The organism is Streptosporangium nanhuense, assembly GCF_059358815.1.
Genome location: NZ_JCADBG010000029.1, coordinates 23,659 through 39,564, shown reverse-complemented (window position 1 = coordinate 39,564; position 15,906 = coordinate 23,659). Strand labels below are relative to the sequence as shown.

Annotated in this window: 13 protein-coding genes; 1 reads left to right on the top strand and 12 read right to left on the bottom strand. The window is 71.9% G+C overall.

All coding sequences use genetic code 11. The features are described 5' to 3' along the window. Positions 1-140: 140 nt before the first annotated feature. The 5 genes from AC5L38_RS38110 to AC5L38_RS38090 form a co-directional block, all read right to left on the bottom strand. On the bottom strand, positions 141-1,001 hold the full coding sequence (locus AC5L38_RS38110; RefSeq protein ID WP_495247671.1) for a universal stress protein: 861 nt from the start codon (positions 999-1,001) through the stop codon (positions 141-143). Between the two features lie 483 nt (positions 1,002-1,484). Continuing rightward, complete coding sequence (gene cydB, locus AC5L38_RS38105) at positions 1,485-2,456, bottom strand: cytochrome d ubiquinol oxidase subunit II (RefSeq protein WP_495247670.1); 972 nt, start codon at positions 2,454-2,456, stop codon at positions 1,485-1,487. A 12-nt stretch (positions 2,457-2,468) separates the two neighbouring features. Beyond that, the gene (locus AC5L38_RS38100; RefSeq protein WP_495247669.1) at positions 2,469-3,842 is read right to left on the bottom strand and encodes a cytochrome ubiquinol oxidase subunit I; all 1,374 of its coding nucleotides are present in this window, start codon (positions 3,840-3,842) and stop codon (positions 2,469-2,471) included. 431 nt (positions 3,843-4,273) lie between these two features. After that, positions 4,274-5,872 (bottom strand): ABC transporter permease, encoded by a 1,599-nt coding sequence (locus AC5L38_RS38095; protein WP_495247668.1) that lies wholly within the window; start codon positions 5,870-5,872, stop codon positions 4,274-4,276. Then, positions 5,869-6,870 carry an ABC transporter ATP-binding protein gene (locus tag AC5L38_RS38090; protein ID WP_495247667.1) on the bottom strand — a complete coding sequence of 334 codons (1,002 nt, stop codon included), beginning with the start codon at positions 6,868-6,870 and terminating at the stop codon, positions 5,869-5,871. The genes AC5L38_RS38095 and AC5L38_RS38090 overlap by 4 nt, the downstream gene beginning before the upstream one ends. Positions 6,871-7,088: 218 nt before the next feature. Here AC5L38_RS38090 and AC5L38_RS38085 point away from each other — a divergent pair, with 218 nt between their 5' ends. After that, positions 7,089-8,051, top strand: a complete 963-nt coding sequence (locus AC5L38_RS38085; RefSeq protein WP_495247666.1) for an Acg family FMN-binding oxidoreductase — start codon at positions 7,089-7,091, stop codon at positions 8,049-8,051. A gap of 417 nt (positions 8,052-8,468) precedes the next feature. Here AC5L38_RS38085 and AC5L38_RS38080 read toward each other — a convergent pair whose 3' ends face one another. The 7 genes from AC5L38_RS38080 to AC5L38_RS38050 all read right to left on the bottom strand — a co-directional run bounded on the left by AC5L38_RS38080 (position 8,469) and on the right by AC5L38_RS38050 (position 15,872). Continuing rightward, a complete protein-coding gene (locus AC5L38_RS38080; RefSeq protein WP_495247665.1) occupies positions 8,469-9,461 on the bottom strand; it encodes an Acg family FMN-binding oxidoreductase in 993 nt (330 codons plus the stop codon). 14 nt (positions 9,462-9,475) lie between these two features. Beyond that, a complete protein-coding gene (locus tag AC5L38_RS38075; protein ID WP_495247664.1) occupies positions 9,476-10,138 on the bottom strand; it encodes a CBS domain-containing protein in 663 nt (220 codons plus the stop codon). Positions 10,139-10,270: 132 nt separating this feature from the next. Then, a complete protein-coding gene (locus AC5L38_RS38070) occupies positions 10,271-12,553 on the bottom strand; it encodes a heavy metal translocating P-type ATPase (RefSeq protein ID WP_495247663.1) in 2,283 nt (760 codons plus the stop codon). A gap of 152 nt (positions 12,554-12,705) precedes the next feature. Further along, complete coding sequence (locus tag AC5L38_RS38065) at positions 12,706-13,227, bottom strand: universal stress protein (RefSeq protein WP_495247662.1); 522 nt, start codon at positions 13,225-13,227, stop codon at positions 12,706-12,708. A 54-nt stretch (positions 13,228-13,281) separates the two neighbouring features. Then, a complete protein-coding gene (locus AC5L38_RS38060) occupies positions 13,282-13,776 on the bottom strand; it encodes a CBS domain-containing protein (RefSeq protein ID WP_495247661.1) in 495 nt (164 codons plus the stop codon). After that, positions 13,776-14,642, bottom strand: coding sequence for a universal stress protein (locus AC5L38_RS38055; RefSeq protein WP_495247660.1), 867 nt, complete (start codon positions 14,640-14,642; stop codon positions 13,776-13,778). The genes AC5L38_RS38060 and AC5L38_RS38055 overlap by 1 nt, the downstream gene beginning before the upstream one ends. A 333-nt stretch (positions 14,643-14,975) precedes the next feature. After that, positions 14,976-15,872, bottom strand: coding sequence for a universal stress protein (locus tag AC5L38_RS38050; protein ID WP_495247659.1), 897 nt, complete (start codon positions 15,870-15,872; stop codon positions 14,976-14,978). Positions 15,873-15,906 lie beyond the last annotated feature (34 nt).

Genomic DNA, 15,906 nt, shown 5'->3' with positions numbered 1-15,906 from the left:
GTGCGCCCTCGTTCCCGGGGACCTTTGTCCTGATGCCCCGCCTGCGATGGGGGTGCTCCGGATTCGCCGAGTTCGGCGGCTGCGGCGCTGAGGAACTGCTGCGGGTCCGCTCGTCGAGGGGACCCGCGGAGCTCGTGGTCTCAGGGGAGGGGTGAGCGGACCACGGCCACGGTGCCGCGGGCGTGGTGCAAGACGCCCCGGCTGACAGAGCCCAGGGCCAGTGACCCCAGGGCTCCCCGGCCGTGGGAGCCCACGACGACCAGGTCCGCTTCTTTCGACGCCGCGGTCAAGACCTCGACCGGATGCCCGCACCGGACGTCCTCGATGACTTTCACCTGCGGGTAGGTCTGCCGCCACGAGGTGAGCTTGTCGGCCGCTACCTGGTGCTGGGCGCGGCGGATCTCGTCCATGTCGTAGACGATCTCCGGGGCGTAGGCGTGCACCGGCGCCTGCCAGGCGTACAGGGCCCGCAGTGTGGCGTCGCGCAGCGCGGCCTGTTCGAAGGCGTAGGCCAGTGCGGGATCGCACTGCGGGGAGTCGTCGATGCCGACGACGATCTCCCCGTGAACGACCTGGGGTCCGGGGTGGACGACGACCACCGGTCCGCGGGCGTGCCCGGCCACGTGCATGCTCACCGAGCCGAGTACGGCTGCGGCGAAGCCGCCCAGGCCTCTGCTGCCGACCACGATCTCGGTGGCGGCGGCGGCCTGGTCGCGCAGGACCACCGGGGGTGCGCCCTGGATCGTCTGGGTGGTGACCTCGATCTCGGGCCGGCGTTCGCGGACGAGGGCCTCGGCTTCGGCCAGGACCCGCTCCGCGTTGCGGGTCAGGGGATCCTCCCACTGGGGGGTGGAGAACTTCGGGATGTCGTACGGCAGGAGGTTCAGGGCGAAGACGATGCGCAGCGGAGCACGCATGCGCGCCGCGTCGTCGGCGGCCCATTCCACGGCGGCGGAAGCGGCGGCCGAACCGTCGGTGCCCACGATCACGGGATCGGACATGGTCGTTCTCCTTCGTGTTTCTTTGTCTTTCTCCCATCTCAACGTTTCTCCGCGAGGACGTACCAGGGCCGGTCGGCCTATGACCGCGGGTCTATCGGCCGTAGTTTGCGGCCGGGCCGGTGCGGACGCCGAGGGCATGGACGATTGGTCCGTGATGGTCGCCACGGGCGGGCCGTTCTTGAAACGGCTGGACTGAAGATGATGGTTATGAGGCCGGGTGGTGGCCTGCTCCGGCCCGTGAGCGGCGAGCAGGTCGGCCTCGTTCTGGGGCAGGCGGGTGCGGCGGTCGTGCCGGGCCGGGTCCAGCCATCTGGTGAAGCCGGTCGAAGGCGCGGTAGAAGCATCGGCTGTCGGCCAGGCAGAAAGCGGCCGACCGCCAGGCTTGGGCCAGGATGGCCTTGCCACTGTGGTGGGGCGGGCGTTCTGCTTTGCCCCTGGTGACGACCGCCCGAGAGGGAGGCCATGAGGCCGTGGTCGAGATCGTCAGGTCGCGCCGGTGAGGCGGCGGCGAAACACCCAGTACGTCCACGCCTGGTAGGCCAGCACCACGGGTGTGAAGATGGCCGCGACCCAGGTCATCACCGTCAGCGTGTACGGCGAGGAGGCGGCGTTGGTCACGGTGAGGCTGTGGGCCGGGTCCAGGGCGGGCAGCACGTTCGGCCACAGACCGCCGAACAGGGCAGTGACGAGCGCGATCACGGCGAGCGCGCTGGCCGTGAACGCCCACCCGTCGCGGCCACGTGACGTCGCGGCCACGGCGCCGGTCAGGCCGAGCGCGACCAGTGTCACCGCGGCCCACCAGATCATCGGCCTGCCACCGCCTGCGAACAGCAGGAACGCCATCACCACCGCGATCGCCGCCGGGGCCAGGCTCTTGGTCATGCGGCAGGCGCCCTGGCGCAGCTCGCCCGTGGTGCGCAGGGTCAGGAAGATCGCGCCGTGCAGGGTGAACAGCAGTAGCGTGGCCAGCCCGCCGAGCAGCGCGAACGGGTTGAGCAGGGTCAGCAGGGTGCCGGTGTATTCGTGGTCGGCGTCCAAGGGGACGCCGCGCAGGATGTTGGCGAAGGCGACGCCCCACAGGAAGGCCGGGCCGAGTGAGCCCCAGAAGAAGGCTCGGTCCCAGCCGCGTGTGCTGTCGGATTTGCCGCGGTACTCCAGCGCCACCCCGCGTGCGATCAGGGCCAGCAGGATGAGGAACAGCGGCAGGTAGAAGCCGCTGAACAAGGTGGCGTACCACTCGGGGAACGCGGCGAACGTTGCGCCGCCGGCCACCAGGAGCCACACCTCGTTGCCGTCCCACACCGGGCCGATCGTCTTGACGATGGTGCGCCGGTCCTCCTCTCCCCTGCCGAGGAAGGGCAGCAGGATGCCGACGCCGAAGTCGAAGCCCTCGAGAACGAAGTAGCCGGTCCACAGCACGGCGATCAGTACGAACCAGACGGTGGTGAGTTCCATGGCGGGGATTCCTCAGTAGCTCAGCGCGGGCGCGGGGGTTTCCGGGGCGGACTCCTCGTGGGGCCCGATGCGGATGAACTTGATCAGCAGCCGCACCTCGATCACCGCCAGTACGGCGTAGACGAGGGTGAAGCCGGTCAGCGTGATCGCCGCCGAGGCGACGTCGACGCTCGGCGAGACGGCCGCGGCGGTGCGCATCAGGCCGAAGACGGTCCACGGCTGGCGGCCCATCTCGGTGAAGATCCATCCCAGGCTGTTGGCCAGGAACGGCAGCCCGATCCCGGCGATGGCCAGCCGGTAGGCCCAGCGGCTCGACGGCAGCCGGCCGCGCCGGGTCAGCCACAGGCCGGCCAGTGCCGACAGCGCCGACAACGCCCCGAAGCCGATCATCAGCCGGAACGACCAGTACGCCAGCCCGACCACCGGCCGGTAGTCGCCCGGGCCGTAGAGTGCCTGGTAGCGGGCCTGGATGTCGTTGACGCCCTCGACCTTCCCGTCCAGGGTGTTGGTGGACAGCAGGCTCAGCCCGTAGGGGATCTGCACGTTGATGTGGTTGCGGCCGTTCTCGACGTCGCCGACGGCGAACAGCGAGAAGCCGGCCGCGCTCTCGTCCTCCCACAGGGCCTCGGCGGCGGCCATCTTCATCGGCTGCTGCTCGGTCATGATCTGCGCCTGCCAGTGGCCGGACATCGACACGCCGATCGCCGCGACCGCGCTGATGGCCAGCGCCAGCCGCGCCGACGTGCGAAACAGCGGAACCTCTCGCGTGCGCAGCAGGAACCAGGCGCTGATGCCCAGGACGAAAGCGCCGGCCGTCAGGAACGCGCCGAAGATGACGTGCGGGAAGGTGACCAGGGTGGTCGAGTTGGTGAGTACCGCCCAGATGTCGGTCAGTTCGGCGCGGCCGTTGTTGACGCGGTAGCCGACGGGGTGCTGCATCCAGGAGTTGGCCGCCAGGATGAAGTAGGCCGAGATGTTGGTGCCGATCGCGGCGAGCCAGATGGTGGCCAGGTGCAGCCGGGGCGGCAGTTTGTCCCACCCGAAGATCCACAGTCCGAGGAACGTGGACTCCAGGAAGAAGGCCATCAGCCCTTCCATGGCCAGCGGTGCTCCGAACACGTCCCCGACGAAGCGTGAGTAGTCACTCCAGTTCATCCCGAACTGGAATTCCTGCACGATTCCCGTCACCACGCCCATCGCGAAGTTGATCAGAAACAGGCGCCCCCAGAACCGGGTGAGCCGCAGGTACTCCGGCTTCCTCGTCCGGTACCAGGCCGTCTGCAGCCCGGCCACGATGATTGACAAGCCGATCGTGAGCGGCACGAACAAGAAGTGGTAGACGGTCGTGATACCGAACTGCCAGCGCGAAAGGTCGAGCACATCCATGCCGCCAGGCTGGAGGACGGCCGCTTGGCCGCGTAGAGCCGAGCGGCCCCTGCCCCGAGGGACCTTGGTCCCGCGCCCGCCACCGGCGTTCCCGGCCACCGCGCCTCCCGCCGGTTTCGACGGCTCGGATCTGGGCGTCGCGCGCCAGAACGACTTTCACCTGCGGGTAGGTCTGCCGCCACGAGGTTGCCTGTCGGCTGCGCCCCTGGTGCTGGGCGCGGCGGATCTCGTCCATGTCGTAGACGATCTCCGGGGCATGGGCATGGGCGTGGGCGTGCACCGGCGCCTGCCGGAGGTAAAGGGCCCGCGGTGTGGCGCCGCGCAGCGCGCGGGCCCCTGCCGCCGACCACGATCGCGGTGGCGCCGGCGGCCTGGTCGCGCACGACCACCGCTTCCCCGTCTCCGCGTTCTTCTCGTGCGGCCGGTTCCTGTCATGAGGGCGCACCACCTCTCATCCGCCGGCCGTTCACGACGGCGACGGCCAGAACCCCTGCCAGCGTCCAGGCGGCCACGACCGCCAGGTCCGCCCACGGCCAGGGGCGGCCCGCCGGGTCCAGCGCGGCCAGTAGCGCGTGTGAGACGTGCTTGAGCGGGAGCACGTCCCCGGCCCGCTCCAGCACATCGGGCAGCGGCCCGCCGCCGACGATGAACACGTCCGAGACGAAGGCCAGCGGCAGGAAGGTGCCCAGGGTGATCGCGTTCGCCGCCGGGGCACGGGGCACCAGTGTCGCCACCAGCGCTCCCAAAGCGGCGAAGCACGCCACCCCGAGCAGTACCGTCACCAAAATCGCGGGGATCGCCAAGGGGCCGATCCGGACGCCGTAGCCGAATGTCGCGACCAGCGCCAGCACGACGGTGGTGGCCAGCGTGACCCACAGCGCGCAGGTGATCCAGCCCGCGTAGTAGGCCCAGTCCGGCAGTGGTGTGCCGGCCAGCCGCTTGAGCACGCCCCGGTCCCGGTCGCCGGTGACGGCCTCGGCGAGGTTGACATAGGCCGACACCCCGACCGTGTAGGTGATCATCGCGGCCAGCATGAACAGCGGCAGCCGTACCCCCTGCACCCGCACCTCGCCGAAGACCAGCGAGATGAGCACCAGCAGCAGCACCGGCAGCAGCACGGTGAAGAACGCCGTGGACGGGTCCCGGCGGAGCCGGAGCGTGGCGTGCGCGGCCTGGTCACCGATCAGCCGCCAGGCCGCAGGGCGGCCCTCGGGACGCGGCAGGTGACCGGACCCCGTCCGCGCCGTTCTCGCCTTCCCTCTCGCCGGCGGCCGTTCCCAGCGAAAGCGCCACACCGCCACCGCCCCCGCACCCAGTCCCCAGGCCGCCAGGACGGCCAGGTGATCACCGTGGAAGCCCGCTCCGTGCAGGAAGGGGTTGAAGTCATCGCGTACGGCCTCGGCGAAATGGCGTAGCGGGAAGAGCCGGCCGACGCTCTCCAGCCAGGCCGGCATCCGGGCGCCGACCAGGATGATGTCGGAGATGAACGCCAGCGCCAGCAGCAGACCGGTGCCGATCAGCTGCACCGCCGCCGCGTTGCGCACCAGCGCGACGATGGCGAAGCCGAGCGCGGTGAAGCACAGTGCGCCCAGCAGCAGGGTGAGCAACAACGCCGGCATCGTGCGCCACACCAGGTGCACGTCGTAGAAGACCAGCCCCGCTCCGAGCAGCACGACGACCGTCGCCGGCGCGATCGCCAGGGACGCGCCGGCCAGTCCGGCCATCAGCGCCCAGGCCGGTACCGGGGTGCCGCGCATGCGCTTGAGCCAGCCGCGGTCGCGCAGGTCCGCCAGGTGGATGGCCAGGGCGCCGAAGCAGCCCTGGGCGATGCCGAACACGGTCATGACCGGGACGACGAACTGCATCACGCGCACACCGGAGCCGGGATCGACGGTCTCGTTGCCCACCGCCGCGCCGACGATCACCGTCATCAGCAGCGGCATCGCGACGGTGAAGAACGCCGCGACCGGTGTGCGCAGGAACGAGAGCGTCTCGTGCCAGGCCAGGCGGGCGACCAGGTGGACGTTCATGACCGCCTCCCGGGTGCGGGCTCCTCCTCGGTGACCGGGCCCTTCCTCGTCGCGGGCCCAAGAGCCGCCCCGGGGGTGGGCGGTGGGCCGCCGGAGCGTTCACCGGCCTCCTCGACGAGGTCGAGGTAGACCTCCTCCAGGCTCGGCCGCGACAGTGTCAGCGAGGTCAGCTCCGCTCCCCGCTCCAGGGCCCACCCGGTCAGGGCGTGCATGTCACGGGCAGGCTCGGTGGTCCGTACGGCCACCGCCGCGCCGCGCGGCTCGATCACCCCCGTGAGGACGGGCAGGTCGGCCGGGGCCGTGCCTTCGGGCAGCTGGAAGGACAACACGCTGCCCCGGGCGCTGCCGCCGAGGGTGTCCGGCGCGCCGACGGCCACGAGCCGTCCCGCGCGCAGCACCGCGACCCGGTCGGCCAGGTGCTGGGCCTCGTCCATGTAGTGGGTGGTGAGCAGGATGGTGGTACCCAGGGCGCGCAGACCCTCGATCAGCTCCCACGCGCGGTGCCGGGCCGAGGGGTCGAACCCGGTGGTCGGCTCGTCCAGGAACAGCAGGTCGGGCCGGCCCACCAGTCCCAGCGCCAGATCCAGGCGGCGTCTTTGCCCGCCGGACAGGGTACGGACCCGGGCGTCCTTCTTGTCCGCCAGCCCGACCTGCTCGATCACCTCGTCCGGGCGGCGCGGGTGCGGGTAGAGGCCCGCGTACAGCCGGACCAGTTCGGCGACGGTGAACTCCTCCTCGAACCCGGCCTCCTGCAGCACGATCCCGATGCGTTCGCGGTAGGCGCGCCCGCCGGTGGCCGGGTCGAACCCCAGCACCGAGACCGTGCCGCCGTCACGGTCGCGATGGCCCTCCAGGATCTCCACCGCGGTGGTCTTGCCGGCACCGTTGGGTCCCAGCAGGGCGAACACCTCGCCTTCGGCGACGGTGAAGCTCACTGCGTCGAGCGCGCGTACCGGCCCGTAGTGCTTGCGCAGCCCATCGACGATCACCGCGGTCATGTCGGCTCCTCCCTCGGGGATCTCGACGATCCGCCGCCGCACCGGGATCGGGCAGAGTCGTAGGACGCGTGAGCGCAGGGCCTTTGGGCCTTACCGGCAGGCCCCGGTTGACCTGTCCGACGACGGTGGGGACCAACGCCGGCCACCGGCGGGGCTTTGGTCCGCGGTCCCCGAGATGGCGGACGGACATGCTGGAAGTCCAATCAAGGAGGTTCGCCATGCTCAACCCACTCGCCACGCACGCCGGGGCACGCCGTCTCATCACCGCGGCCGGCACCGCGCCCTCGGTGCACAACACCCAGCCGTGGCGTTTCGTCGTCCGTCACCGGGAGTACCTCGAGCTCCACGCCGACCCGGACCGCCGGCTGAAGGTGGCCGACCCGCGCGGCCGCTCTTTGCACATCAGCTGCGGCGCGGCCCTGCTCAACCTCCGGCTCGCCCTGCGCGTGAGCGGGCACCGGCCGGTCACCTGGTCCGTCCCACCCGCCGCAGACGGCTCGCCCACCCTGCTGGCCGCCGTGCGACCCGCATCCGCCGCGCCCGCCTCGGCGGCCGAGCACGACCTGTACGAAGCGATGAGGGCGCGGCGCACCAACCGGCAGCCGTTCACCGGCGAGCCCGTCCCCCGGGCGGTCATGGACGAGCTGAGCATGGCGGCCCGGATGGAGGGGGCCGACCTGGTCCTCCTCGGCGCGGCGGCGAGCGCGGTGCTCCTGGGGGAGGTCGTCGCGGCCGAGGAGGTGCTCATGGGCGACCGTGACTACCGCACCGAGCTGGCGCGGTGGACCTGCGGGCAGTCGCACTCCGACGGCATGCCGCCCTACGTCCAGGGCCCCCGGCCGATCGGCGACCTCGCGCCCGTGCGTGACTTCGCCCGGGTGAGCGGGGAGCGGGCCCGGTTCGAGACGCACCTGCGGCTCGCCGTTGTGACCACGCCGGGCGACGGCCCGGCGGACTGGCTGCGAGCCGGGCAGGCGCTGCAGCGGGTGCTACTCGTCGCCACCTTGCACGGGGTGTCCGCGTCGTTTCTCAACCAGCCGCTGGACCTGCGCGACATGCGCCGTCATGCCGACCCCCGGCACCCCGGCGGCCACCCTCAGATGATCATTCGTCTCGGGTACGGCCCCGCCGTGCCACGCGCCCCGCGCCGACCGGCCCTGGAGCTGCTCCGGGTGGCGTGACCCGCGGCGCCCCCGCACGTCCTGCCCCTGCGACACCGTACTCCGCGGAGCCGTGACCTCGCATGCTCGGATACGGGGTCGTGCGGGCTCACGTGTTCCGCCCCCTGCCCGCGTTCGAAGGAGGAAGCGCCTCGCCGTCGACGACGCAATCACCCCCCGCTTCGAGGCCGGCGGCGATGGCCTGCGCGGCGGTGCCGCGGGCGTCGTAGGTGCCGTAGAGGGGTGGTGAGCTTCAGCGGTCGCCGCGGGGAGACGCCTTCGGTGGCCCGCCGACGAAGTTCCTCGCGACCGAACAGGTCGATCCGGAAGCCGGCCTGTCTCCTCGGCGGCCGACATGTCGGGTGTCGATGCCGCCGCGCACCATGAGGTCACCCACCATCGCCTCGAAACCGGTACGGCTCGGTGCGTCCAGGTCCCTCAGCGTTCCTCCAGCACCTCGGTGACCGGACGGCGCACTCCCCTGGTGTCGTCGAAGGTGACGCCCAGCCGCATGATCATCTGGGGGTACTCGTCCGAGCACAGCTCCTGGCGCAGGAACTCCCGCAGGTGGGGCATCTCCAGCGCCTGGGTGTGGAAGGCCGCGCCGAGGCCACGGGCGCAGGCGTACAACAGGACCCGCTGCAGGGCCTGACCGGCCGTGATCCAGTCCTGGCGGGTGTCGCCCCTGGTGGTCAGGATGGCCACGGCGCCGGTGGAGACGGAGAAGAACTGGTCGGCGTCGCTGCCCCAGGGGTGGCCGTGGGTGTAGTCGCGCTGGGCGAAGTGCGGACGGGTCCGCCGGGGCTCGCGCGGGTAGCCCTCGGCCGGCACCCCGTCCTGGCGGGTGCTGCCCGGCGGCCGCCCCCAGCGGATCAGCTCCAGCGACAGCGGCCGGTCCTGGGCCTGTACGTCCTGGGCGGCGCAGGTGAGCGCGGCCAGGACCCGGATCGCCGCTTCGGAGCGGACCGGTGTCAGCCGCGCCCCCTCGCAGCCCGCCTCGGCCACCAGCGCCTCGACGAAAGGTTCTGGGACGGGCAGTTGCGTGAAACCGGCCCGGTGGGTGCGGCGGCGCTCGACCTCGGCGTACAGCAGCCGGGTGTGCTCGTCGGCGGCCACGGCCGCTCCCGGCCGTACCGTGGCCAGCAGGGCCGGGCGGTCGGGGTCGGGCAGCACGCGCACCCGCGGCTCGTAGCCGAGCGCGCGCAGCGCGAGACGCATGGTCATCAGGGCCGCGCCGCAGCTGATGAGCATCTCCCGGCCGGTGGGGTCGCCGATGCGCAGTTTCCTGTCGCTGTCGGCGCGCAGCGCGATCTCGTCGCCGTCGACGGCGAAGGACCAGGGCTGGGTGTTGTGCACCGACGGCGCCCACGTGGCGGCCTGGATCGCCGTACGGATCACCGAGGTGATCTCCTCGCTGGTACGGGTGTTCATGGCTTTCACCCCTGTCACAGGAACGGCGGGACGACGGCCAGGTCGTCGGATCGGTAGGTGAGGGCGTTCTCGACGTCGAGGACGCCGTCGATCTCGCGGGCCGCGGCGACCAGAGGGGCGATCTGCGACCGGAAGGCGAGCCGGCCCGTCAGCGTGAGCACCCCCGCCTCGACGCGGGCGCCTATCGTCTCCGGGTCGACGGCGAGCCGGTCACAGATCATGGTGACCTCGTGTTCGATCTCCTGGGCCGGGCGGACGAAGACCTTGAGCAGATCGCTCTGGTGGACGGTGCCGGTGATGCGCCCGGTGACCGCGTCGATCACCGGCAGCTGCTTGATCCGGTACCGGTGCATCAGCCGTGCCGCGTCCCGGACGGTGGCGTCCTTCGTGATGGTGATCGCGGGGGTGGTCATGACCTGCCTGGCCGTACCACCCGCGGCCTTGCGGTGCTCCTGACGTCTTTTGCGGCTGTCGAAGACGCTGCCGGCGTGCGCGCCGGCCTCGGTCTCCTTGAGCAGGAGATCATCGTCGGCGACCACCCCGATCGGGTGATCGTCGGCGTCGATGACGGTGAGCGCGCCGACCTTGAAGCGCCGCATGGCGTTGACCATCTCGGTGAACGTCGCCTCCGGCCGCACCGCGATCGCCGCGCCGCCCATGACTTCCTTGACCTTCATGACGCACCTCCTCACCTCAACGATCGCAAAGCGGCCCGGAAGGCGTCAGCGGCGAAAGTCCCCTGATCGGAGGGACTTATGGTCTGTTTCCTTCCAGGAGGGCCGGCCTTCGTCCCGCCCGTGAACCGGTGATCACAAGGAGGCCAGGGAAAAGTAGGCCTCCTCCTCCTGATCGAAATGCAGGAGGAGGACCGCGTGCAGGCCGTAGAGGCAGGCACACAGGTCGTCGAGTTGTTCCGGGCGCACCCCGCCGTCCTCGGCGAGAGCCAGGTGGCGCCCCAGGCGGTGTACGAGCCGTTCGATCTCCGCGTGTGCCCTGCTCATGGTCATCGTGACCTCGGGACCGCCGAGAACGCGTCCCATCGCCGGGTAGAGCCGCTGTTCCTCGGCCCGTTCGTGCGGGAGCAGGCGTTCGGTGAGGAAGGCGTGAACCTCTCTCAGGCGGTCAAGGGCCTGCGCCGTGGGATCGCCTGCCAGCTCGTCGGCGATCTTTCGGATCAGTTCCAGGGGCGGTCGCAACGAGGAGTGTTCCTTCGTGAAGCGGCGCAGCAGGGACTCGGTGGCGGCGTCGACCACCGTGCGGGTTCCGCGGACGGGCCGCAGGGCCCGCAGCGCGTTGAGGATCACCGCCACGTCGATGGCCTCCTGCAGCAGGGCGCCGGCCGCGGGCGGTAGCGCTCCGGCCGCCGCCACGATCATGGCCAGCAGGGACAGGGCCATCCCCGCGCTCGCGCTCTGTACGGCGATGCGGCGGGAGCGGCGGGCGACGTCCATGGCGTCGGCGAGCCGATCCAGGCGATCGGCGGTGAGTACCACGTCGGCCGCCTGGGTGGAGGCGGCCGAACCGCGGGCGCCCATGGCGACCCCGACGTCGGCGGCGGCCAGGGCCGGGGCGTCGTTGATCCCGTCGCCGACCATCACGCTCACGGCCTCGGCCGCCTCCTGTCGTACTGCCCGCACCTTGGCGGCGGGGCTCTGTTCGGCCAGCACTTGGTCGACACCGAGCACCGTGCCCACGCTCTCGGCGACCTCGGCCCGGTCCCCGGTGAGCATGATCACCCGCTCGATCCCGGCGGCGCGCAGCCGCCGCAGGGTTCGTGCCGCGTCCGCCCGTACGGCGTCGCGGAGCATGATCACGCCCGCGGTTTCGCCGTCCACGCTCACCCAGACGGTCATGGCGCCGTCCAGTGCGGCCCGCGCCCGCTGGGCTCGTTCCCACTGCGAGGAGGAGGCTGAGGAGGTTGTCGCCTTACCAACCTCTATCCGGTGGCACTCCACCGTCCCCGCGGTGCCGATGCCCGGCTTCTCCTGGACCGCGGTCGGTCGCGGCAGCTCGACCCGGCGGGTGCGGGCGGTCTCGACGATCGCGGCGGCGAGGACGTGAGAGGAGATCTGATCCACCGCGGCGGCCCAGCGCAGCACGTCGTCGGCGCGGGCGCCGGGTGCGGCCACGACGTCGACGACCCGGGGGCGTCCGGCGGTCAGCGTTCCGGTCTTGTCCAGGATGAGCGTGCGGGCCTGCCCCAGCCTTTCCAGCGCTCCCCCGCCCTTGACCACCACGCCGTGGCGTGCCGTACGAGACAGCCCGGAGGCGATGGCAGCGGGTGCGGCGAGCAGCAGGGGGCAGGGGGTGGCCACGACCAGCACGGCGACGGCCCGTACCGGCTGACCCGACAGCAGCCAGGCGGCTCCCGCCAGCAGGAGGGTGAGGGGCAGGAACCAGGCGGCGAACCGGTCGGCGAGCCGCACGACGGGGGCGCTGTCGGTCTCGGCCTGCCGCGCCAGCCGTACCACCGCGGCGTAGGTGCTCTCGGCCGCGGTACGGGTGGCCCGCAGGTCGAAGGCGGAGCCGGCGTTGACGACGCCGCTGCGCGCGCTCTCCCCCATGGCGCGTTTCACCGGGACCGATTCTCCCGTCAGGGCCGACTCGTCCAGCAGCGCCGGTTCTTTCGCGATCACCCCGTCGACGGGAACCGGCTCGCCGTGGGGAATCAGCAGCAGGTCACCGGGTCGCACCTGTTCGGCCCCCACAAGGGCGGGTGTCCCGTCCTGGTAGCGCCGGGCCGAGTGCGGCGCGCGTTCGTACAGGGCGGTCAGGTCCCGGCGGGCTCGGCGCAGGGTGTGCTCCTCCAGTGCCCGGCCGGTGGCCAGCATCACACCGATCAGGGCGCCGGCGAGATACTCCTGTACGGCGAGTGCTCCCGCCAGGGCGAGGACGGCGATGGCGTCCACGCCCAGCCGGCCGCTTCGCAGCGCCGAGATCACCCATCCGGTCGCGGGCACCAGGGCGAGGGCGGTGACCGCCGCCCACAGAAGATCGGCGACGCTACCGGTGCCGGCCAGGTGAAGTGCGCCTCCGGCCAGTAGCCCGCACGTGGTCACCGCGAGGAAGGCGGTAGTGCCACAACGTCTCATCGTCCAAGCCTCCTGCGGGTAGCCGTCTCGGCCCAGAGACGGAAGTCTGTCCCGGTCAGGACCTTGGGCCCTGCGACGAGCGCGGCGGCGGCCCGCACCGGCACGCCCGGGGTCGTCTTTACCGGTCCGGACCCGGGTGGCGAGCCGGTCGCCTACTCGCTGGGGGCGGTCTTCGGCTCGCCGATCCCAAGGTCTGGGCCCGGCCACGGTCTGATCTTCGGGATCGGGTGGACGGCGGTGATGTGTGACACCTGTGGGGTGGCGTGCGGGGGGATGACCAGTACGGGGCAGAACGCGTGGGCGGCGACATGAGCGCTCACCGAGCCGAGCAGCAGCCCGGTGAGGCCGCCGTGGCCTCGGGATCCGATCACCAGGATCCTCGCCGTCCGGCTGAGCGAGACCAGCTCGGGGCCCGGGGCTCCCCGGACCAGGATCGAGCGCACGTCCTGGCCCGGTAGCAGCCGCTCGGCCAGCCGCACCCCTTCGAACAGGACACGGCTCGCGTGCCGGCGTCGCTGCTCGGTGATCGCCGCCTCGCGCTCGGCGTGGGGGCCGTCCCAGACATGGCAGACGGTCAGCCTCGCCCGTTGCGTCCCGCACTCCAGCGCCGCCCATTCGGCCGCGTGACGGCTGTGTGGCGACCCGTCGAACGCGACGATGATCTCTCGCCTCATGGGAACACCCTCCGGCCATGACGGTGACGTCGTGTCAAAGGCGGACTCCCCGCCTCATCCGGCGGGGACGTGGGACGGCAGGACCGGGACCAGGCGGAACATTCCCGTCATCAGCTCGGGCGGCTCCTGATGTTCGGCGACGCGGCCGGCCACGGCCCGCAGCACGTCGGTGGCGGTCATCATCCCCGCCAGCCGGTGATCTTCTCCGATGACGCCGATCGCGTCGACCCCGGCGTCGAGCATCGCGGCGACGGCGTCGGCCAGGGGCGTGCCGGGTGTGGTGTGCGGGCGGCGGCGATCGGCCAGCAGCGCGCGGACGCGCATGTGTGACTGTTCGGCCGGGCCGCCGGACCAGCGGGCGGTGAGGTCCTCGCGGGTCAGGATCCCGCGCAGGCAGCCGTGCCGGTCGACGACCGGCAGGTGGTGGACCCTCGCGCGGCGCATGATCTCCCAGGCCAGCAGCGGGGACTCCTCGAGGTCGACGGCGACCAGCGTCCGGCTCATCACCTGCGCCACGGTGAGGGTGCCAAGGAGGGGGCCGGTGTCCATCACGCCTCCCCTCGGGCGCGGACCACGGCGACGGGGCAGCGGGCGTGGTGCAGGACTCCGTGGCCGATCGAGCCCAGCACGGCCGAGCCGAACCTGCCCAGTCCCCGGGAGCCGACGACGACCAGGTCCGCCGCCGCCGAGGCCTCGCACAAGACGCCGACCGGATGCCCGCAGACCAGCGTCTGCTCGACCTCGACCCGCGGGTACTTCTCCCGCCACGGGGTGAGCGTGCCGGCGCAGACCTGCCGTTCGGCGGCCAGGACGTCCTCGACCAGCGGGGTGTAGATCAGGGCGCCCGGTCCCACGAGGGGCATCTGCCAGGTGTGGATCGCCCGCAGCCTGGCGCCGCGGCGGGCGGCCTCCTCGAAGGCGTACTCCAGCGCCACCGCCGAGTGGTCGGAGCCGTCGAAGCCCACCACGATCCGGTCGTGCGTGCGTTCCGGTGTGCCCCTGACGACCACGACGGGAGTGGCCACGTGCCCGGCCATCGCCAGGGAGACCGAGCCGAGCAGCAACCCGGTGAACCCGCCCAGCCCGCGGCTGCCCAGCACGACCTGTTCGGCGTCCTCGGCCTCGCGCCGCAGGACCTCGCTCACCCGGCCCGCCTCCATGAGGGTCTCCACCTCCAGGTGCGGGGCGCGCCCGCGCGCCAGCGCGGCGGCGCGTTCCAGCACCTCCCGGCCGTACTCGGTGACGGAGTCGCGAAAGCCCGGCGGGGTCTGCAGCGGGATGTCACCGGGCCACGGCTCGCACACATGAACGATCTTCAAAGCGCATCCGCGCCGCACCGCGTCGTCGGCGGCCCATTCGACCGCGCCGTCCGCGGGAGACGAACCGTCCGCGCCCACCACCACATGCGCTGTCATGGCGACCTCCCTGGATTTCCGAGCTCCTGGGCTCCTGGGTTTCTTCTTCCATTCGACCGTCCGGCGGGGCTTTTCACAGCGGCCCAAAGGCCTGTTCCTCAGGGACTTCCGGCCCCGTCACCAGCCCTCCGAGGTCCCGGGGAGCGTGAACGACGGTCATCCGGCCTGCCGGCGGCACCGAGTCTCCTGTCCCGGGAGCCGTCCGGAGGTGGCGCCGGCTGATCCGGGGCGTAGGTGCCGGTCCCCCGCGCCGGTTCGGGTCCCGCGCTCGGGCGAACGGGGTGACCGATCCGGAAGGGGCGATCACCGGCCAGGCGTGCGGCGCCGTCCCGGCTACCCGGTGGGCGGCGTGGGCGAGGAGCCGTGCTCCCCACAGGAGGGCACGACGGCCACGGGGCAGGACGCGTGCCTGACCAGGGATCCGGTGATCGCGCCGAGGTGGCCGGTGCGGGTTGCCGTCCGGCCCCCACCGACGACGACGAGGGCGGCCTCGGCTGAGGCGGCCAGCAGGGCGTCCCTGGGCGCGGTCGTGGCCGACCGCACCTGGAGGTGGACGTCCGCGTACTTCTGCCGCCACGGTGTGAGGCGCTCCTCCACCCGCTCACGGCAGGCCCGGGCCGAGTCTTCGAGATCGGGCGCGTGGGCCATGGCGATGCCCCATGCCAGCGGGCGCGGGTGGCCGGCGTGGACCACCCACAGGGGCAGACGCCGCAGGGCCGCCTCCTGGAACGCGAAGTCCAGCACCGCGTCGGGCGTGGTGTCCTTGACACCCACGACGACGGGCCTCGGTGGCGGGAGCAGGGGCGCCTCGCCCGCTTCACGCACGACGATCACCGGAGATCGGGCGCGGGCCGCCACGAACGCCGCGACAGAGCCGATCACGAACCGGGCGGTCATCCCCCGGTCGTGGGCGCCGACCACGAGGAGCTCCGCGTCGGCGGACAGCTCGACGAGCCGCTGCCCGGCCGAGCCCTCGTGAAGGTCGGTGACCACCTCGACGGTCGCGGAGTGCGCGTGGGCGCATTTGACGCCGTGGAGCAGCACGTGCTCGGCCGCCTTGCTCAGATGAAGCCGGGCCTCACCGTCGGCCTCGCCGTACGGCCACCGCCACGCGTAGGTGATGGTGAGCGGGAGCCTTCTGGATTCCGCCTCCTGCGTCGCCCATTCCAGGGCCCGCAGGGAGAAGTCCGAACCGTCGTAGCCGGCGACGATCCCGTGTTGTCTCGTCATGGTCCTCACCTCTGATTCCATCGTTAGGCGATGC